Origin of the sequence: Mycobacterium sp. IS-2888 (assembly GCF_001954215.1) — a bacterium.
Classification (GTDB): Bacteria; Actinomycetota; Actinomycetes; order Mycobacteriales; family Mycobacteriaceae; genus Mycobacterium.
Genome location: NZ_MBET01000108.1, coordinates 47,358 through 62,360, shown reverse-complemented (window position 1 = coordinate 62,360; position 15,003 = coordinate 47,358). Strand labels below are relative to the sequence as shown.

Sequence of the window (15,003 nt, the reverse complement as noted above, 5' to 3'; positions counted from 1 at the left end):
CAGTATCACTTGCGGATCAACAGATCCCCGGCGTCCGGCGCCGCGTCTCGCAATCCGGTCGGCTCCGCGGGGTAGCCGATCGCGATGGCGCCCAACGGCTCCCAATCGGGCGGCAGCTCGAGCTCGGCGCGGACCAGGTCGGCGGCGAAGATCGTCGAGCCGATCCAGCAGCTGCCCAGGCCGCGCACCGCCAATGCGACCAACAGCGCCTGCACGGCCGCGCCGACCGCGACCGTGAACATCGTGTGCTCGGCGCCGGTGCGGGCGGTATCGGGATAGCTGTGCGCGCCGTCGGGGACCAACATCGGGATGACGACCTCGGGTGCGTCGTACAGGATCTGGCCGCGCGCCACCCGGCGATCGATCGAGTCCGCGGGCCGGCCGTCGCCGGCGAGGTCGGCGCGCCACTTGTCCTTCATCCGGTCCAGCAGCCGGGCCCGGGTGGCTGGGGTGCGCAGCCACACGAACCGCACCGGCCTGGTGTGGTGGGGGGCGGGCGCGGTGAGGGCTTCGGCGACCGCGGCCTCCACCAGGTCCGGCGGCACCGGCTCGCCGCTGAACCGGCGCACCGATCGGCGTAACAGTTGGGCCTGCCGACGACCCATCTCGATCGCTTCGGCGGTGCCGAGCCAGAACAGGTCTTCCTCGCCGGGGCGCAGCAGCTGCCGGGCGGTGGTGCCGTCGTCGGACACGACCCGCTTGGGCAGCCCGCGCACCACCGCCACCGGCACAGCGGTCATTTTGCCCTTGACCAGATCGGCGGCGGCCGCGATCTCGTCGGCGATCGCGATCTCGGTGACGATCAGTTCGTTGCCGTGTCGGTCGACGGCCCCCGAATAGCCGTGCAGCACAGCCAGACCCGCCGCGCCGACGGCCGCGTCGGTCTGGCCGTTGCGCCAGGCGCGGCCCATCGTGTCGGTGATGACCACGGCGACGTCGACGCCGAGCCGCTCGCGCAGGCCGGCACGCAGCGCCGCGGCGCTGGCGTCGGGGTCGACGGGCAGCAGCGCGAGCTCGTCGCCGCCGACGTTGGAACCGTCCACGCCCGCGGCGGCCTGCACCAGCCCGAGCCGGTTCTCGGTGATCAGGGTCCGGCCCTTGCGCGCGAGCACCCGGACCGCCTCGTCGTCGACCAGCTTGCGCCGCAGCTGATCGCGCTCCTCGGCGTCGCGCGGCGCCTGCACCAGCCGGCCCTCGCACTTGGACACCACCTTGCTGGTGACCACCGCGACATCGCCGTCGCGCAGCCAGGGCGCCGCGGCGGCGACGGCGGCAGCAAGGTCGTCGCCGGGCCGGAACTCGGGGAGCCCGGGCACGGGCAGGATCTCGATCGCCGCGGCGGTGCCATGCTCTTTTGAACGGTCGGTCACGCCGTCACGCCCGCAAGATCCAGCCCGGCGGCGACCATTTCGGCCGTCGCCTTCGGGTCGCTCATCAACAGCGGCACCGAGCGCACCGCGACCCCCTCGATGTCGGCTTTGAAGTTTTCCAAGTCGCCCTCGTGCACCAGCCAGCAATCCAGTATGCCGGTATCGCGCCGGGCCCCGTAGTGCCGGCCGACCGCTTCCGCGGTGGATTCGACCCCGATCACCGAAAGGCACGCATCGGCCATGCCGCGCAACGGCTTTCCGCCGATGATCGGCGAATAGCCGACGACCGGGGCGGTGGCGCCCCGCAGCGCGCCGCGGATGCCCGGCACGGCCAGGATGGCGCCGACGCTGACCACCGGGTTGGACGGCGCCAGCAGGATGACGTCGGCGTCGCCGATGGCCGCGACGGCTTCGGTTGCGGCGCTGGCCTTTTCGGCGCCGACGAAGGCGAAGCTGTGGGTGGGCACCTGCGCCCGATAGCGCACCCACCACTCCTGGAAGTGGATCGCGCGGCGGTCGCCGTCGGCCGGATCGGTGATCACCACGTGTGTCTCGCAACGGTCGTCGGTGGCCGGCAGCAGTCGTGCGCCGGGTTGCCAGCGGTCGCACAGCGCGGCCGTGATCTGTGACAGCGGGTAGCCGGCCTGCAGCATCTGGGTGCGCACCAAGTGGGTGGCGAGATCGCGGTCGCCGAGTTCGAACCAGTCCGGCTGCACGCCGTAGCGCGCCAATTCCTCTTTGGCATGCCAGGTTTCGTCGCGGTGACCCCAACCCCGTTGTGGATCGACGCCTCCACCTAAGGTATACATGCAGGTGTCCAAATCCGGGCAGACACGTAAGCCATGGATCCACGCGTCATCGCCGATGTTGACGATCGCGGTTAGCTCGTGGCTGGTGGTTTCAGCATCGGGGCGCTGTTGCGCCGCGAACTGACCCAGGCCGAGCAGCTGCTGGACGCCAAGCAGAAACCGGGCGCCACCGACCCCACCGACCAGCACGGTGACCTTCACACCGCACGACAGTACCGGCCGGACACGCGCGGCATACCGGCCACCAAGTGGGCCATAAAAGCCCATTTCGACGAGAACAATTGGGAAGCTTGGGACAGTTGTGACCGACACGCCGAGTGTCAATAACAACAGAAACGCCGAAATTTGATCACGAGATGATATGGAAATGCGCCGAAGTGCTTGACCGGGCAGCTCAACCCGTGTCTAATCACATCAGTGTCATTTCCCGGTTGGCCGGCCGGTTCCGGTGTCGCAGACCGAGATTCGATCACTTGTTCGAATTGTCTGTACATCAGAAAAGTGGCATCAAATCACTCTCCCAAAATCAACCTGAGGAGGCGGACGACGCATGTCTTATGAACACCTTCGGGGCGTTATGGCAAGCACACCGCACACCACCATTGGTGCGACGCCGGCGCCAATTGCGCGTCCGCACCTGACCGTGGTTCCCGATGCCCCAGTGGCATTCGAACCCGAGCCCCTGCCGCCGACCGCCGATCAATGGCAGGACCGCGCGCTGTGCGCGCAAACCGATCCCGAGGCCTTCTTTCCCGAGAAGGGTGGTTCCACCCGCGAGGCCAAGAAGATCTGCCTGGGTTGCGAGGTGCGCCATGAGTGCCTGGAATACGCCCTGGCGCATGACGAACGCTTCGGCATCTGGGGCGGTCTGTCCGAGCGCGAGCGCCGCCGCCTCAAGCGCGGCATCATCTGACCCGCCGCCGACCCACCCCAGATCTGACCCCGCCCAGCGTCATTCGTCGTCGATCGTCGGGTCGATGACCGAGGGTTCCACGTCCAGATAGATGGCCACCTGAGCCACCAGGATTTCGTGCAGCAACTCGCCAAGTTCGACGGTGTCCTTCGCCCGTCTCTCGATCGGCTTGCGGAACAACACAATTCGAGCGCGCGTCGCATTGCCGCGGACGTCGACGCCCGCCGGTATCAAGCGGGCCAGCGCGATCGGCCCATCGGCGATGACCTCGGGCGGCCACTGCACACTCTCCGGGTCCTTGGCGGTGATGCGCGGGATTTCATCGACGGCCACGTCGAGCTCGGACACCCGGTCTTGCCAGCGCCGCTCGATGGGTTCGTATGCCTCCAGCACCGCCATGTCGAACCGCTCGGCCCGGCTGCGCCATCCGGGCACCGTCGGCGGCAACAGCGGGCCGCGCATATCGCGGCCCCGCCGCGTGGCCCGGTGTGCGGCCGAGCGGCCTCCCGACCGGCCCTGAGACCAGCCGCCGCGCGGGGAGCTGCGCGAATCGCCGCGGGAATCATTCACTGGGGCCGATGGTAACGGTTGAACATCGGGGGCCGAACGGTTGCGCGTGTCCGGCGCTTCCGTGGCGTTTGTCCACGATAGCCTTTCGTCGTGAACGTTCCCCGTCGCTGCTGCCGGCCCGGGTGTCCGCACTATGCCGTGGCGACCTTGACGTTCGTCTACTCGGACTCGACGGCAGTGGTAGGCCCGCTCGCCACCGCGCGCGAACCGCATTCCTGGGATCTGTGCGTCGGCCACGCCGGCCGCATCACCGCACCGCGCGGCTGGGAACTGGTGCGCCACGCCGGCCCGCTGCCCAATCCCGACGAGGACGACCTGGTGGCGCTGGCCGACGCGGTGCGTGAGGGCCCGGGCGGTGGCGGTGTGCCCTACGGCGGCGCAACCGCGATCAACGGCTTCACCGCCGACCCCGCCCTGCGCCCCGCCGGGGCCCATGCCACCGCGCCCAGCGGCGGTCTGCTCGCGCCGCCCGAGCAGCGTTCCGGACGCCGCCGCGGGCATCTGCGCGTGCTGCCCGACCCCAGTGACTAGCCGCGATTAGCACCGCCGACTAGCACTGCGCACCGTTTGGACCCGTAACCTTGGCGGGCCGATAGGCTGGCTCCCAAGAGTCCAACAAGAGTCCAAGCAAGTAGTCGTCAGGAGCCTCCGCATGTCTCGGCCCGCCGCGGCTATCCACCGTGTCATCAAGGCTTACGACGTACGCGGGCTGGTGGGCGAGGAGATCGACGATTCGTTGGTCGCCGACGTCGGCGCCGCGTTCGCCAGGTTGATGCGCGCCGATGGGGCGCGACGGGTGGTCATCGGCCGCGATATGCGGGACAGCTCGCCGTCGCTCGCCGCGGCTTTCGCGGCCGGGGTGAACGGCCAGGGCCTCGACGTCGTGCGCATCGGTTTGTCGTCCACCGATCAGCTCTACTTCGCCTCGGGATTGTTGGACTGCCCCGGCGCGATGTTCACCGCGAGCCACAACCCGGCGGCCTACAACGGCATCAAGCTGTGCCGGGCCGGGGCCAAACCCGTCGGCGCGGACACCGGCCTCGGGGTGATCAGCGACGAAGTGATCGCCGGCGTGCCGACTTATGACGGGCCGCCGGGCGATATCTCCGATCGGGACGTGCTCGCGGACTACGGCGAGTTTCTGCGCTCACTGGTGGACACCTCGGGGCTGCGTCCGTTGCGGGTGGCGGTGGACGCCGGCAACGGCATGGCCGGGCACACCGCGCCCGCCGTGCTGGGCGCGATCGACTCGATCACGCTGTTGCCGTTGTACTTCGAGCTCGACGGTTCGTTCCCCAATCACGAGGCCAATCCGCTCGACCCGGCCAACCTGGTGGACCTGCAGCGCTACGTGCGCGACACCGGCGCCGATATAGGGCTGGCCTTCGACGGCGACGCCGATCGCTGCTTCGTGGTCGACGAACGCGGGATGCCGGTTTCGCCGTCGACGGTGACCAGCCTGGTGGCCGCCCGCGAGCTCGGTCGCGAGATCGGCGCCACCGTGATCCATAACGTGATCACCTCCCGCGCGGTGTCCGAATTGGTCACCGAGCGCGGCGGCACACCGCTGCGCTCACGCGTCGGGCATTCCTACATCAAGGGGTTGATGGCCGAGACCGGCGCGATTTTCGGCGGCGAGCACTCGGCGCACTACTACTTCCGCGACTTCTGGGGCGCCGACTCCGGGATGCTGGCCGCGCTGTACGTGCTGGCCGCCCTCGGCGAGCAGCATCGGCCGCTGTCGGAGTTGACCGCCGACTACCAGCGCTACGAATCCTCCGGTGAGATCAACTTCAAAGTCGACGACGCGTCGCGGTGCGTGGACGCCGTGCTGAAGTCGTTCGGCAGCCGGATTCACTCCATCGACCACCTGGACGGGGTGACCGTGGATTTGGGCGACGGCAGCTGGTTCAACCTGCGCAGCTCCAACACCGAGCCGCTGCTGCGACTCAACGTCGAAGGCCGCAGCACCGAGGACGTCGACGCGGTGGTCCAGCAGATCAGCGCCGAGATCGCCGCCGAAACCCACGAGGCCGCGCGGTGAACGCCACCCGGGCGATCGATCTCGAGGACACCGACGGCCTGCTCGGCGCCGACCGGGGCGGCCTGTTGCGGGCCGCGTCGTCCGCCGGAGCGCAGGTGCGCGCCATCGCCGCCGCGGCCGCGGAGGGCGCACTGGATTCGCTGCGCATCGACGACCGGCCGCGCAGCATCATCTGGGTCTCGGGCCGCGGGACCGCCGAGACCGCCGGGACGCTGCTGGCCGCGACACAGGGCGGCGCCGCGTCGGCGCCGATCGCGCTCGCCGGCGACGCGCCGCCGTGGATCGGTCCGCTCGACGTGCTGATCGTCGCGGGCGACGACCCCGGTGATCCCGCGCTGGTCGGGGCCGCCGCTACGGGCGTGCGCCGCGGCGCGCGGGTCGTCGTGGCGGCGCCGTACGAGGGCCCGCTGCGCGACTCCACCGCCGGGCGCGCCGCGGCGCTGCCGCCGCGCCTGTCGGTTCCCGACGAGTTCGGATTGCCCCGGTACCTGGCCGCCGGCCTGGCCGTGCTGAAATGCGTGGACGCCGCACCCGACATCGATCTGGAGTTGCTCGCCGACGAGCTGGACGCCGAGGCGCTGCGCAACAGCGCCGCCCGCGAGCTATTCACCAACCCGGCCAAGATGATTGCCGCGCGCATCTCCGATGCCCAAGTGGCGCTGGCCGGGGACTGCGCAGCGACGCTGGCGCTGGCCCGGCACGGCAGTTCGGTGCTGCTGCGGATCGCCCACCACGTGGCCGCCGCGACCGGGCTTGCGGATGCGGTGGTGGCACTGCGCGCGAGCTCGGAGTCGGGGTCCGGGTTCGGCCAACCGCCGTCTGGAGTCGATGCTCTGTTTCACGACGAGCAAATCGACGGACCGCTGCCCGAGCGGCTGCGGGTGCTCGCGCTCACCTTGGCTCGCGAGCGGACGGTGGTGGCCGCCCGCGTCGCCGGGCTCAACGAGGTCTACCTGATCGCGGCCGAGGACGTGCCCGAAGCGCCCGGGGGTGTGGGCGGGTCCGCCGGTCTGGTCGGGGCATCCGCTCCGGGCGGTGCCGCGCGCATCGAGCAGCAACTGGCAGTATTAGCCGTTCGGCTGGAGATGGCCGCCGTTTACTTGAGACTGGCGCGGGGATAGATAAACAAGTGGAACTGCTTCGCGGGGCGTTACGGACGTACGCATGGGGATCGCGCACCGCCATCGCCGAATTCACCCGGCGCTCGGTGCCGGCCGCGCACCCGGAAGCCGAACTCTGGTTCGGCGCCCACCCCGGCGACCCGGCGTGGCTGGAAACTGAGCAGGGCGAAATCTCGTTGATGGAAGCGCTGGTCGCCGATCCCGAGGGGCAGCTCGGTCCCTCCTCGCGCGCCCGCTTCGGTGATGTGCTGCCGTTCTTGGTCAAGGTGCTGGCCGCCGACGAGCCGCTGTCCCTGCAGGCCCACCCGAGCGCCGAGCAGGCGGTCGAGGGTTATCTGCGTGAGGAACGGCTGGGAATTCCGGTGTCCTCGCCGGTCCGCAACTATCGCGACACCTCCCACAAGCCGGAATTGCTGGTGGCGCTGGAGTCGTTCGAGGCGCTGGCCGGATTCCGCCAGGCGTCGCGCACCGTCGAGCTGCTGCGGGCGCTGGCGGTCTCCGACCTCGACCCATACATCGATCTGCTCAACGACCAGTCCGACGCCGACGGGCTGCGCGCGTTGTTCACCACCTGGATCACCGCGCCGCAGCCCGACCTCGACGTGCTGGTGCCCGCGGTGCTCGACGGCGCCATCCAGTACGTCAGCTCCGGCGCAACGGAATTCGCCGCGGAGGCCAAGACGGTGCTGGAACTCGGCGAGCGCTATCCGGGCGACGCCGGTGTGCTGGCGGCGCTGTTGCTCAACCGCATCACCCTGGACCCGGGCGAGGCGATCTTCGTGCCGGCCGGCAACCTGCACACCTATCTGCGCGGGTTCGGGGTAGAGGTTATGGCCAACTCCGACAACGTGTTACGCGGTGGCCTCACCCCCAAGCACGTCGATGTGCCCGAATTGCTGCGAGTGCTCGACTTCGCCCCCACCGCCGAGGAACGACTGCGGCCGCGGATCCGCCGCGAAGGACTCGGACTGATCTACGAAACACCGACCGACGAGTTCGCGGTCGCGCTGTTGGTGCTCGACGGCGACAACCTCGGCCACGAAGTCGACGCCTCGTGCAGCCACGAGGGTCCGCAGATCCTGCTGTGCAGCGAGGGTTCCACGACGGTGCACGCAAAGTCCGGATCGCTGACGCTGGAACGCGGAATGGCGGCGTGGGTGGCGGCCGACGACGGCCCCATCCGGCTGGTGGCGCGAGAGCCCGCCAAGCTGTTCAGGGCCACCGTGGGGCTGTGACTAGCCCTGACGGTGGCGACCCGCTTCGCCCGGCTCTGCCGCGCTCGCGATCGCCACGGCCCGGCGCCGGTCGTGGGCGGCCCGCCGGCGCTCGCGCAGCCACAGCCGCATATTGTGCGCGACGGTGCGGCCGACGATCCGGGGCGGCGGGATCATATAGAGGCTGTCGAGAAGCGAGAACCGGCGCAAAAACCATTCCGCGAGAACGGGTTCGGTTTCGGCGGCCCCCAGGAATTGGTCGAACAGCGCGCCCGAGGGACGCCACCACCACGGGGCGGGCTCCTTGGTTTCGGCGTGATGGAAGGTGACGTCGCCGATGGCGTTCATGATCCACACCGGGTAGGTGGTCTTGGCGGTGGCCCGGTTGAGTTCCGCGGCCAGTTCGCTCTCCGGGAATTGCAGGGCCCGCCGCAGATGACCCGCCTGCAGTGACGCCATCGTCATCCCCTGCCCGAAGGTGGGGTTGAAGCTTGCGACGGCGTCGCCGAACGGGATGATCCCGCCGGGAAAGCGGTCCAGCTTGTCGTAGCGGCGCCATCGGCTGGCCGGAAAGGCGTGGAATGCCGGCTCGCCGAGGGGCTCGGCCCGCGCCAGTGCGTCGGTGAAATGGTCCGGCAGTAGCTTGTCCGCGAGCGCCAGCATCTCGGGGAACGTCCGCGGCGGCTTGGCGTCGGCCACGCCGAAGGTGGTGAGCACCCAGGTCCCGCCCTCGTAGCACAGCATCCCCAGCCCCAGCGGCTCCTCATGGGAAGCGCCGGCGACGACCACCTTTTCGGCGATCAGTCCGTCGGGGATGCGGAAGTGCTGGGTGGCGTAGTTGATGCCGATGTCGATGATTTCTTCGGTGGGGCGCGCAAATCCCCACTGCGACAACCACACCGGCAGCCGGGTGCCTCGGCCGGCCGCGTCGACGACGAGGTCGGCGCGCACGAACTCCGGCTCACCGGCCTGGCGGTCGGCGGGGTCCAGCAGCACGCCGGTCACCCGCTGGCGGGCGGGCTCGAACCGCGGCTCGGCCACCGAGCGCCGGACGATCGTGACGTTATCGAGGTCTTCGACCCGCTTGCGCAACTGCCACTCCAGGTGCGGCCGGCTGGGCACGTACGCGGTGAACTCGTCGCGCAGGGTGTGCCCCGTCCCGAGGACGTGCCCCGCCGCGCCGAGGTAAATGCAGTCCGGGCGGTTCTCCAGCATCGGCACGCCTGCGGCGACCATGTCCTTCAGCAGGCCCGGGAACAGGTCCTCGAACTCGATGGCGCCGCGGGCCATCAGCATGTGCAGGTGCCGGTCCTGGGGCACCGTCGCGCGGTTCGCCGGTGTGCTCGGCAACTCGTCGCGCTCGTAGACGGTGACCGCTTCGTAGCAATCCGAGAGCACCCGCGCGGCGCACAGCCCGGCGATGCTCGCCCCGATGACCACCGCGTGGTTCCTCGTGGTTGCTGCGCTGTGGGGCATCCCCGCAGACTACCCACTAGGGTGCGGACCAATGGGTGACGGAAGGGGCGGGCGAATGGCCAATCGATGGCGCACGAAGTCGGTCGAACAGTCGATCGCCGACACCGACGAGCCGGGCACCCGGCTACGCAAGGAACTGACCTGGTTAGATCTCGCGGTGTTCGGGGTCGCCGTGGTGATCGGCGCGGGCATCTTCACAGTCACCGCGTCGACGGCCGGCGACATTACCGGGCCAGCGATCTGGATCTCGTTTGTGATCGCCGCGGTCGCGTGCGCGCTGGCGGCGTTGTGCTACGCCGAATTCGCTTCGACGCTTCCGGTGGCGGGCAGCGCGTACACCTTCTCCTACGCCACCTTCGGTGAGTTCGTCGCCTGGATCATCGGCTGGAACCTGGTGCTGGAGTTGGCGGTCGGCGCGGCCGTCGTCTCCAAGGGTTGGTCGAGCTACCTGGGCACGGTGTTCGGATTCGCCGGTGGCACAGTGCATTTCGGATCGGTCAGCGTCGACTGGGGCGCACTGGTGATCGTCGGGCTGGTGTCGACGCTGATCGCGTTGGGCACCAAGTTGTCGTCGAGGTTCTCCCAGGTGATCACCGCCATCAAGGTCTCGGTGGTCATCCTGGTCGTGGTGGTCGGCGCCTTCTACATCAAACCGGCCAACTACTCGCCGTTCATTCCGAAGCCGGAAGTCGGGGGCGAGGCGTCGGGCGTCAACCAGTCGGTGTTGTCGCTGCTGACCGGGGCGCACAGCAGCCACTACGGCTGGTTTGGCGTCCTGGCGGGGGCGTCGATCGTGTTCTTCGCGTTCATCGGCTTCGACATCGTCGCGACCATGGCCGAGGAGACCAAGGAACCACAGCGCAACGTCCCGAAGGGGATCCTCGCGTCGCTGGCGATCGTGACGGTTCTGTACGTCGCGGTCTCGGTGGTGCTGTCCGGAATGGTCTCCTATACCCAGCTCAGGACCGCCCCGGGCGGCAAGTCCGCGAACCTGGCCACCGCGTTCACCGCGAACGGGTTGACGTGGACTAGCAAAATCATCTCGGTGGGGGCGTTGGCCGGCCTGACCACCGTCGTGATGGTGCTGATGCTCGGGCAGTGCCGGGTGCTGTTCGCGATGGCGCGCGACGGGCTGCTGCCGCGTCCGCTGGCCAAGACCGGCTCGCGCGGAACGCCGGTCCGGATCACCGTGCTGGTCGCCGTAGTGGTCGCGGCGACGGCGGCGGTGTTCCCGATCAACAAGCTCGAGGAGATGGTCAACGTCGGGACGCTGTTCGCGTTCGTCCTGGTGTCCGCCGGTGTCATCGTGTTGCGCCGGACCCGCCCGGACCTGCAGCGCGGATTCAAGGCCCCGGGCGTGCCGTGGCTTCCGATCGCGTCGATATGTGCGTGCGCGTGGCTGATGGTCAACCTCACCGCACTCACCTGGGTCCGGTTCGCCGTGTGGCTGGTGGTCGGGATCGCGATTTACGTCGGCTACGGCCGCTGGCATTCGGTGCAGGGCCGCCGGGACGTGGAGCAGACCCAAACGACTGGCGCCTTTACAAAATAGTCCTCTGTGTCTAGACAGAAGACGCAGAACGTCGTATTGTCAAACCTCAACGTGGCATGACGGGCATGACGTGGCATGACTCACAAGGAGGTTTGGCATATGACCACACTCAGGCCGGCGAGCGGGCCCGAAACACCGGCGGCTGACACGCCCGTTTGGCGGGACAAGAAGCGTCACCTGTGGCTGATGGGATTGATCGCCCCGACGGCGTTGTTCGTGATGCTGCCGATCATCTGGGGGTTGAATCAGCTCGGCTGGCACGCCGCCGCGCAGGCGCCGCTGTGGATCGGGCCCATCCTGCTCTACGTCTTGCTGCCCCTCCTCGATCTGCATTTCGGGCCCGACGGTCAGAATCCCCCCGACGAGGTGATGGAACGGCTGGAGAACGACAGGTACTACCGCTACTGCACCTACATCTACATCCCGTTCCAATACCTCAGCGTGGTGTTGGGCGCCTACCTATTCACCGCGTCGAACCTGCACTGGCTGGGTTTCCCGGACTCCCAAGGCGGGCTGGGCTGGCTCGGCAAGATCGGTCTCGCACTGTCCGTCGGTGTGCTCGGCGGCGTCGGCATCAACACCGCGCATGAGATGGGGCACAAGAAGGACGCGCTGGAGCGGTGGCTGTCCAAGATCACCCTGGCGCAGACCTGCTACGGCCACTTCTACATCGAGCACAACCGCGGCCACCACGTGCGCGTCTCCACGCCGGAGGACCCGGCGTCGGCCCGCTTCGGCGAGACGTTCTGGGAGTTCTTGCCGCGCAGCGTCTTTGGCAGCCTGCGCTCCGCCGTCCGTCTCGAGGCGCAGCGGATACGCCGGCAGGGCTCGAGCCCCTGGAATCCCAAGACGTACCCGTCCAACGACGTGCTCAACGCCTGGGCGATGTCGGTCGTGTTGTGGGGGGTGCTGATCGCGGTGTTCGGGCCGGGGCTGATCCCGTTCGTCGTCATCCAGGCGGTCTTCGGGTTCAGCCTGCTCGAGAACGTCAACTACCTCGAGCACTACGGGCTGCTGCGGCAACGCAACGACACCGCTTCTGGGAAAGGCCGCTATGAGCGCTGCGCGCCGGTGCACAGCTGGAACTCCGACCACGTGGTCACCAACCTGTTCCTGTATCACCTGCAGCGGCACAGCGATCACCACGCCAACCCGACGCGGCGATACCAGACGCTGCGCAGCATGGCGGGCTCGCCGAACCTGCCCAGCGGCTATGCGTCGATGATTGGGCTGACCTACTTCCCGCCGCTCTGGCGCAGGGTGATGGATCATCGGGTGCTCGAGCACTACGACGGTGACATCACCCGGGTCAACCTGCAGCCGCGGCTGCGCGCGAAGCTGCTGGCGCGTTACGGCGCCCCCGAAGGGGCCGCGGCATGATCGCCTACCGCTGCCCCGGTTGCGACTACACCTACGACGAAGCGAAGGGCGCTCCGCGGGAAGGGTTTCCCGCGGGTACGCCCTTCAGTGAGATCCCCGACGACTGGTGCTGCCCCGACTGCGCAGTGCGCGAAAAGGTCGACTTCGAAAAGATATCGACAATCGGATAGGAGTGAATCAGTGAGCGACTACAAGCTCTTCATCTGCGTCCAATGCGGATTCGAGTACGACGAGGCCAAGGGCTGGCCGGAAGACGGCATCGCGCCCGGCACCCGATGGGACGACATCCCCGAGGACTGGAGCTGCCCCGATTGCGGTGCCGCGAAGTCCGACTTCGAAATGGTGGAGGTTGCCCGGTCTTGAGCACTATCGTCGCGCCTGTGAAGCGGATGCCGTACGCCGAGGCGTCCCGCGCCCTGTTGCGCGACTCGGTGCTGGACGCGATGCGGGAGCTGCTGGAGAGCCGAGACTGGTCCGCCATCACGCTTTCCGACGTGGCCCGCGCCGCCGGCATCAGCCGGCAGACCATCTACAACGAGTTCGGCTCGCGGCAGGGCTTGGCGCAGGGGTACGCCCTGCGCCTGGCCGATCGCCTGGTCGACACCATCCATGAGGCCCTCGACGCGAACGTCGGCGAAATCTATCAGTCGTTCTTGCAGGCTTTCCGGAGGTTTTTCACCGAGGCGGCCGCGGACCCGCTGGTGACCTCACTGCGCATAGGTGTCGCCAAGCCCGACTTGTTGCAGCTGATCACCACCGACAGCGCGCCGATCATGACCCGGGCCTCGGCCCGATTGGCGTCCGCACTTACCCAGACTTGGGTGGCCACCAGTGAAGAGGACGCCGGTGTGCTGGCGCGCGCCATCGTGCGGCTGGCATTGAGCTACGTGTCCATGCCGCCCGAAGCCGACCACGATGTGGCGGCCGACCTGGCGCGGCTGATGACACCCTTCGCGGAGCGTCACGGGGTCGTCAACCTGCCGTGAGTGCTCGGCGGCTACAGTGGCGCAAGAACATACCTAAGCTAAGTACCGCTAGATCCGGTGCGCCCCAAGAAGGATGAAACACGCTATGACGACGACCGAAAACGCGCTCACTCCCGACGTCCGCAACGGCATCGAGTTCAAGGTCGCCGACCTGTCGCTGGCGGAGTACGGCCGGCGCGACATCGAGCTCTCCGAGCAGGAGATGCCCGGTCTGATGTCGCTGCGCCGCGAGTACGCCGAAGTGCAACCGCTGAAGGGCGCGCGGATCTCGGGCTCGCTGCACATGACGGTGCAGACCGCCGTGCTCATCGAGACCCTCGTCTCGCTGGGCGCCGAAGTCCGCTGGGCGTCGTGCAACATCTTCTCCACCCAGGACCACGCCGCCGCGGCGATCGTCGTCGGCCCGCACGGCACCCCCGAGGAGCCCAAGGGCGTGCCGGTGTTCGCGTGGAAGGGCGAGACGCTCGAGGAGTACTGGTGGGCCGCCGAGCAGATGCTGACCTGGCCCGACGAGCCGGCCAACATGATCCTGGACGACGGCGGCGACGCGACCATGCTGGTGCTGCGCGGCGCGCAGTACGAGAAGGCCGGCGTCGTGCCCCCGGCCGAGGACGACGACCCCACCGAGTGGAAGGTCTTCCTGGACTTGCTGCGCCGCCGCTTCGAGACCGACAAGGACAAGTGGACCAAGATCGCGGAGTCGGTCAAGGGCGTCACCGAGGAGACCACCACCGGCGTGCTGCGGCTCTACCAGTTCGCGGCGGCCGGCGACCTGGCGTTCCCGGCGATCAACGTCAACGACTCGGTCACCAAGTCCAAGTTCGACAACAAGTACGGCTGCCGCCACTCGCTGATCGACGGCATCAACCGCGGCACCGATGTGTTGATCGGCGGCAAGAAGGTGCTCATCTGCGGCTACGGCGACGTCGGTAAGGGCTGCGCCGAGTCCGTCAAGGGTCAGGGCGCGCGCGTCGTCGTCACCGAGGTCGACCCGATCAACGCGCTGCAGGCCCTGATGGAGGGCTTCGACGTCAAGCGGGTCGAGGACGCGATCGGCGAGGCGGACATCGTCATCACCGCGACCGGCAACAAGGACATCATCACGCTGGCCCACATGAAGGCGATGAAAGACCACGCGGTGCTGGGCAACATCGGGCACTTCGACAACGAGATTCAGGTCTCCGCGCTGGAAAAGTCCGGCGCCACCAAGGTGAACATCCGTCCGCAGGTGGATCTGTGGACGTTCCCCGACAGCGGCAAGTCGATCATCCTGCTGTCCGAGGGGCGGCTGCTGAACCTCGGCAACGCCACCGGCCACCCGTCGTTCGTGATGAGCAACAGCTTCTCCAACCAGGTGATCGCGCAGATCGAGCTGTGGACCAAGAACGACGAGTACGACAACGAGGTGTACCGGCTGCCCAAGCACCTCGACGAGAAGGTGGCCCGCATCCACGTCGAGGCGCTGGGCGGTGAGCTGACCAAGCTGACCAAGGAGCAGGCCGAGTACATCGGCGTCGATGTCGACGGGCCGTACAAGGCCGACCACTACCGCTACTGAGTTCGGGTGC

Annotated in this window: 15 protein-coding genes; 11 read left to right on the top strand and 4 right to left on the bottom strand. The window is 68.2% G+C overall.

Annotated features, from left to right (window positions below; genetic code table 11):
* Nucleotides 1–5 precede the first annotated feature (5 nt).
* Entirely contained in the window at nucleotides 6–1,370 is a 1,365-nt protein-coding gene (locus A5745_RS22310) for a coenzyme F420-0:L-glutamate ligase (RefSeq protein WP_076118969.1), read from the bottom strand.
* Nucleotides 1,367–2,380, bottom strand: coding sequence for a 2-phospho-L-lactate transferase (cofD, locus tag A5745_RS22305; RefSeq protein ID WP_076118967.1), 1,014 nt, complete (start codon nucleotides 2,378–2,380; stop codon nucleotides 1,367–1,369). Before cofD ends, A5745_RS22310 begins: the two co-directional genes overlap by 4 nt.
* A 376-nt stretch (nucleotides 2,381–2,756) precedes the next feature.
* On the opposite strand from cofD, the gene A5745_RS22300 reads away from it, so the two are divergent.
* Nucleotides 2,757–3,092, top strand: coding sequence for a WhiB family transcriptional regulator (locus tag A5745_RS22300; RefSeq protein WP_076057692.1), 336 nt, complete (start codon nucleotides 2,757–2,759; stop codon nucleotides 3,090–3,092).
* Between the two features lie 39 nt (nucleotides 3,093–3,131).
* Here A5745_RS22300 and A5745_RS22295 read toward each other — a convergent pair whose 3' ends face one another.
* A complete protein-coding gene (locus A5745_RS22295) occupies nucleotides 3,132–3,554 on the bottom strand; it encodes a metallopeptidase family protein (protein WP_076057693.1) in 423 nt (140 codons plus the stop codon).
* A gap of 198 nt (nucleotides 3,555–3,752) precedes the next feature.
* On the opposite strand from A5745_RS22295, the gene A5745_RS22290 reads away from it, so the two are divergent.
* The 4 genes from A5745_RS22290 to manA all read left to right on the top strand — a co-directional run bounded on the left by A5745_RS22290 (nucleotide 3,753) and on the right by manA (nucleotide 8,062).
* The gene (locus tag A5745_RS22290) at nucleotides 3,753–4,193 is read left to right on the top strand and encodes a DUF3499 domain-containing protein (RefSeq protein ID WP_076057694.1); all 441 of its coding nucleotides are present in this window, start codon (nucleotides 3,753–3,755) and stop codon (nucleotides 4,191–4,193) included.
* Between the two features lie 121 nt (nucleotides 4,194–4,314).
* Nucleotides 4,315–5,706: a phosphomannomutase/phosphoglucomutase gene (locus A5745_RS22285; protein ID WP_076057695.1), complete on the top strand. Its 1,392-nt coding sequence runs from the start codon at nucleotides 4,315–4,317 to the stop codon at nucleotides 5,704–5,706.
* Nucleotides 5,703–6,827 carry a TobH protein gene (locus A5745_RS22280; RefSeq protein WP_076118965.1) on the top strand — a complete coding sequence of 375 codons (1,125 nt, stop codon included), beginning with the start codon at nucleotides 5,703–5,705 and terminating at the stop codon, nucleotides 6,825–6,827. Before A5745_RS22285 ends, A5745_RS22280 begins: the two co-directional genes overlap by 4 nt.
* Before the next feature lie 8 nt (nucleotides 6,828–6,835).
* Complete coding sequence (gene manA, locus A5745_RS22275) at nucleotides 6,836–8,062, top strand: mannose-6-phosphate isomerase, class I (protein ID WP_076118963.1); 1,227 nt, start codon at nucleotides 6,836–6,838, stop codon at nucleotides 8,060–8,062.
* Here manA and A5745_RS22270 read toward each other — a convergent pair whose 3' ends face one another.
* The gene (locus A5745_RS22270; protein WP_139329750.1) at nucleotides 8,063–9,481 is read right to left on the bottom strand and encodes an NAD(P)/FAD-dependent oxidoreductase; all 1,419 of its coding nucleotides are present in this window, start codon (nucleotides 9,479–9,481) and stop codon (nucleotides 8,063–8,065) included. It abuts the gene before it with no gap.
* Between the two features lie 91 nt (nucleotides 9,482–9,572).
* On the opposite strand from A5745_RS22270, the gene A5745_RS22265 reads away from it, so the two are divergent.
* The 6 genes from A5745_RS22265 (at nucleotide 9,573) to ahcY (ending at nucleotide 14,993) form a co-directional block, all read left to right on the top strand.
* A complete protein-coding gene (locus A5745_RS22265) occupies nucleotides 9,573–11,069 on the top strand; it encodes an APC family permease (RefSeq protein ID WP_076057699.1) in 1,497 nt (498 codons plus the stop codon).
* 99 nt (nucleotides 11,070–11,168) lie between these two features.
* Complete coding sequence (locus A5745_RS22260) at nucleotides 11,169–12,449, top strand: alkane 1-monooxygenase (RefSeq protein WP_076118959.1); 1,281 nt, start codon at nucleotides 11,169–11,171, stop codon at nucleotides 12,447–12,449.
* Nucleotides 12,446–12,619, top strand: a complete 174-nt coding sequence (locus A5745_RS22255; protein WP_076057701.1) for a rubredoxin — start codon at nucleotides 12,446–12,448, stop codon at nucleotides 12,617–12,619. The genes A5745_RS22260 and A5745_RS22255 overlap by 4 nt, the downstream gene beginning before the upstream one ends.
* A 10-nt stretch (nucleotides 12,620–12,629) precedes the next feature.
* Nucleotides 12,630–12,812 carry a rubredoxin gene (locus tag A5745_RS22250; protein ID WP_076057702.1) on the top strand — a complete coding sequence of 61 codons (183 nt, stop codon included), beginning with the start codon at nucleotides 12,630–12,632 and terminating at the stop codon, nucleotides 12,810–12,812.
* A 26-nt stretch (nucleotides 12,813–12,838) separates the two neighbouring features.
* Nucleotides 12,839–13,435, top strand: a complete 597-nt coding sequence (locus A5745_RS22245; protein WP_139329749.1) for a TetR family transcriptional regulator — start codon at nucleotides 12,839–12,841, stop codon at nucleotides 13,433–13,435.
* 85 nt (nucleotides 13,436–13,520) lie between these two features.
* On the top strand, nucleotides 13,521–14,993 hold the full coding sequence (gene ahcY / locus A5745_RS22240; RefSeq protein WP_076057704.1) for an adenosylhomocysteinase: 1,473 nt from the start codon (nucleotides 13,521–13,523) through the stop codon (nucleotides 14,991–14,993).
* Nucleotides 14,994–15,003: the final 10 nt, after the last annotated feature.

What these genes read in the sequence shown, in the direction of transcription:
- A5745_RS22300 (WP_076057692.1), top strand. Translation starts at nt 2,757, where the DNA reads ATGGCAAGCACACCGCACACCACCATTGGTGCGACGCCGGCGCCAATT.
- A5745_RS22295 (WP_076057693.1), bottom strand. Translation starts at nt 3,554, where the DNA reads ATGCGCGGCCCGCTGTTGCCGCCGACGGTGCCCGGATGGCGCAGCCGG.
- A5745_RS22285 (WP_076057695.1), top strand. Translation starts at nt 4,315, where the DNA reads ATGTCTCGGCCCGCCGCGGCTATCCACCGTGTCATCAAGGCTTACGAC.
- A5745_RS22265 (WP_076057699.1), top strand. Translation starts at nt 9,573, where the DNA reads ATGGCCAATCGATGGCGCACGAAGTCGGTCGAACAGTCGATCGCCGAC.
- A5745_RS22260 (WP_076118959.1), top strand. Translation starts at nt 11,169, where the DNA reads ATGACCACACTCAGGCCGGCGAGCGGGCCCGAAACACCGGCGGCTGAC.
- A5745_RS22255 (WP_076057701.1), top strand. Translation starts at nt 12,446, where the DNA reads ATGATCGCCTACCGCTGCCCCGGTTGCGACTACACCTACGACGAAGCG.
- A5745_RS22245 (WP_139329749.1), top strand. Translation starts at nt 12,839, where the DNA reads ATGCCGTACGCCGAGGCGTCCCGCGCCCTGTTGCGCGACTCGGTGCTG.
- ahcY (WP_076057704.1), top strand. Translation starts at nt 13,521, where the DNA reads ATGACGACGACCGAAAACGCGCTCACTCCCGACGTCCGCAACGGCATC.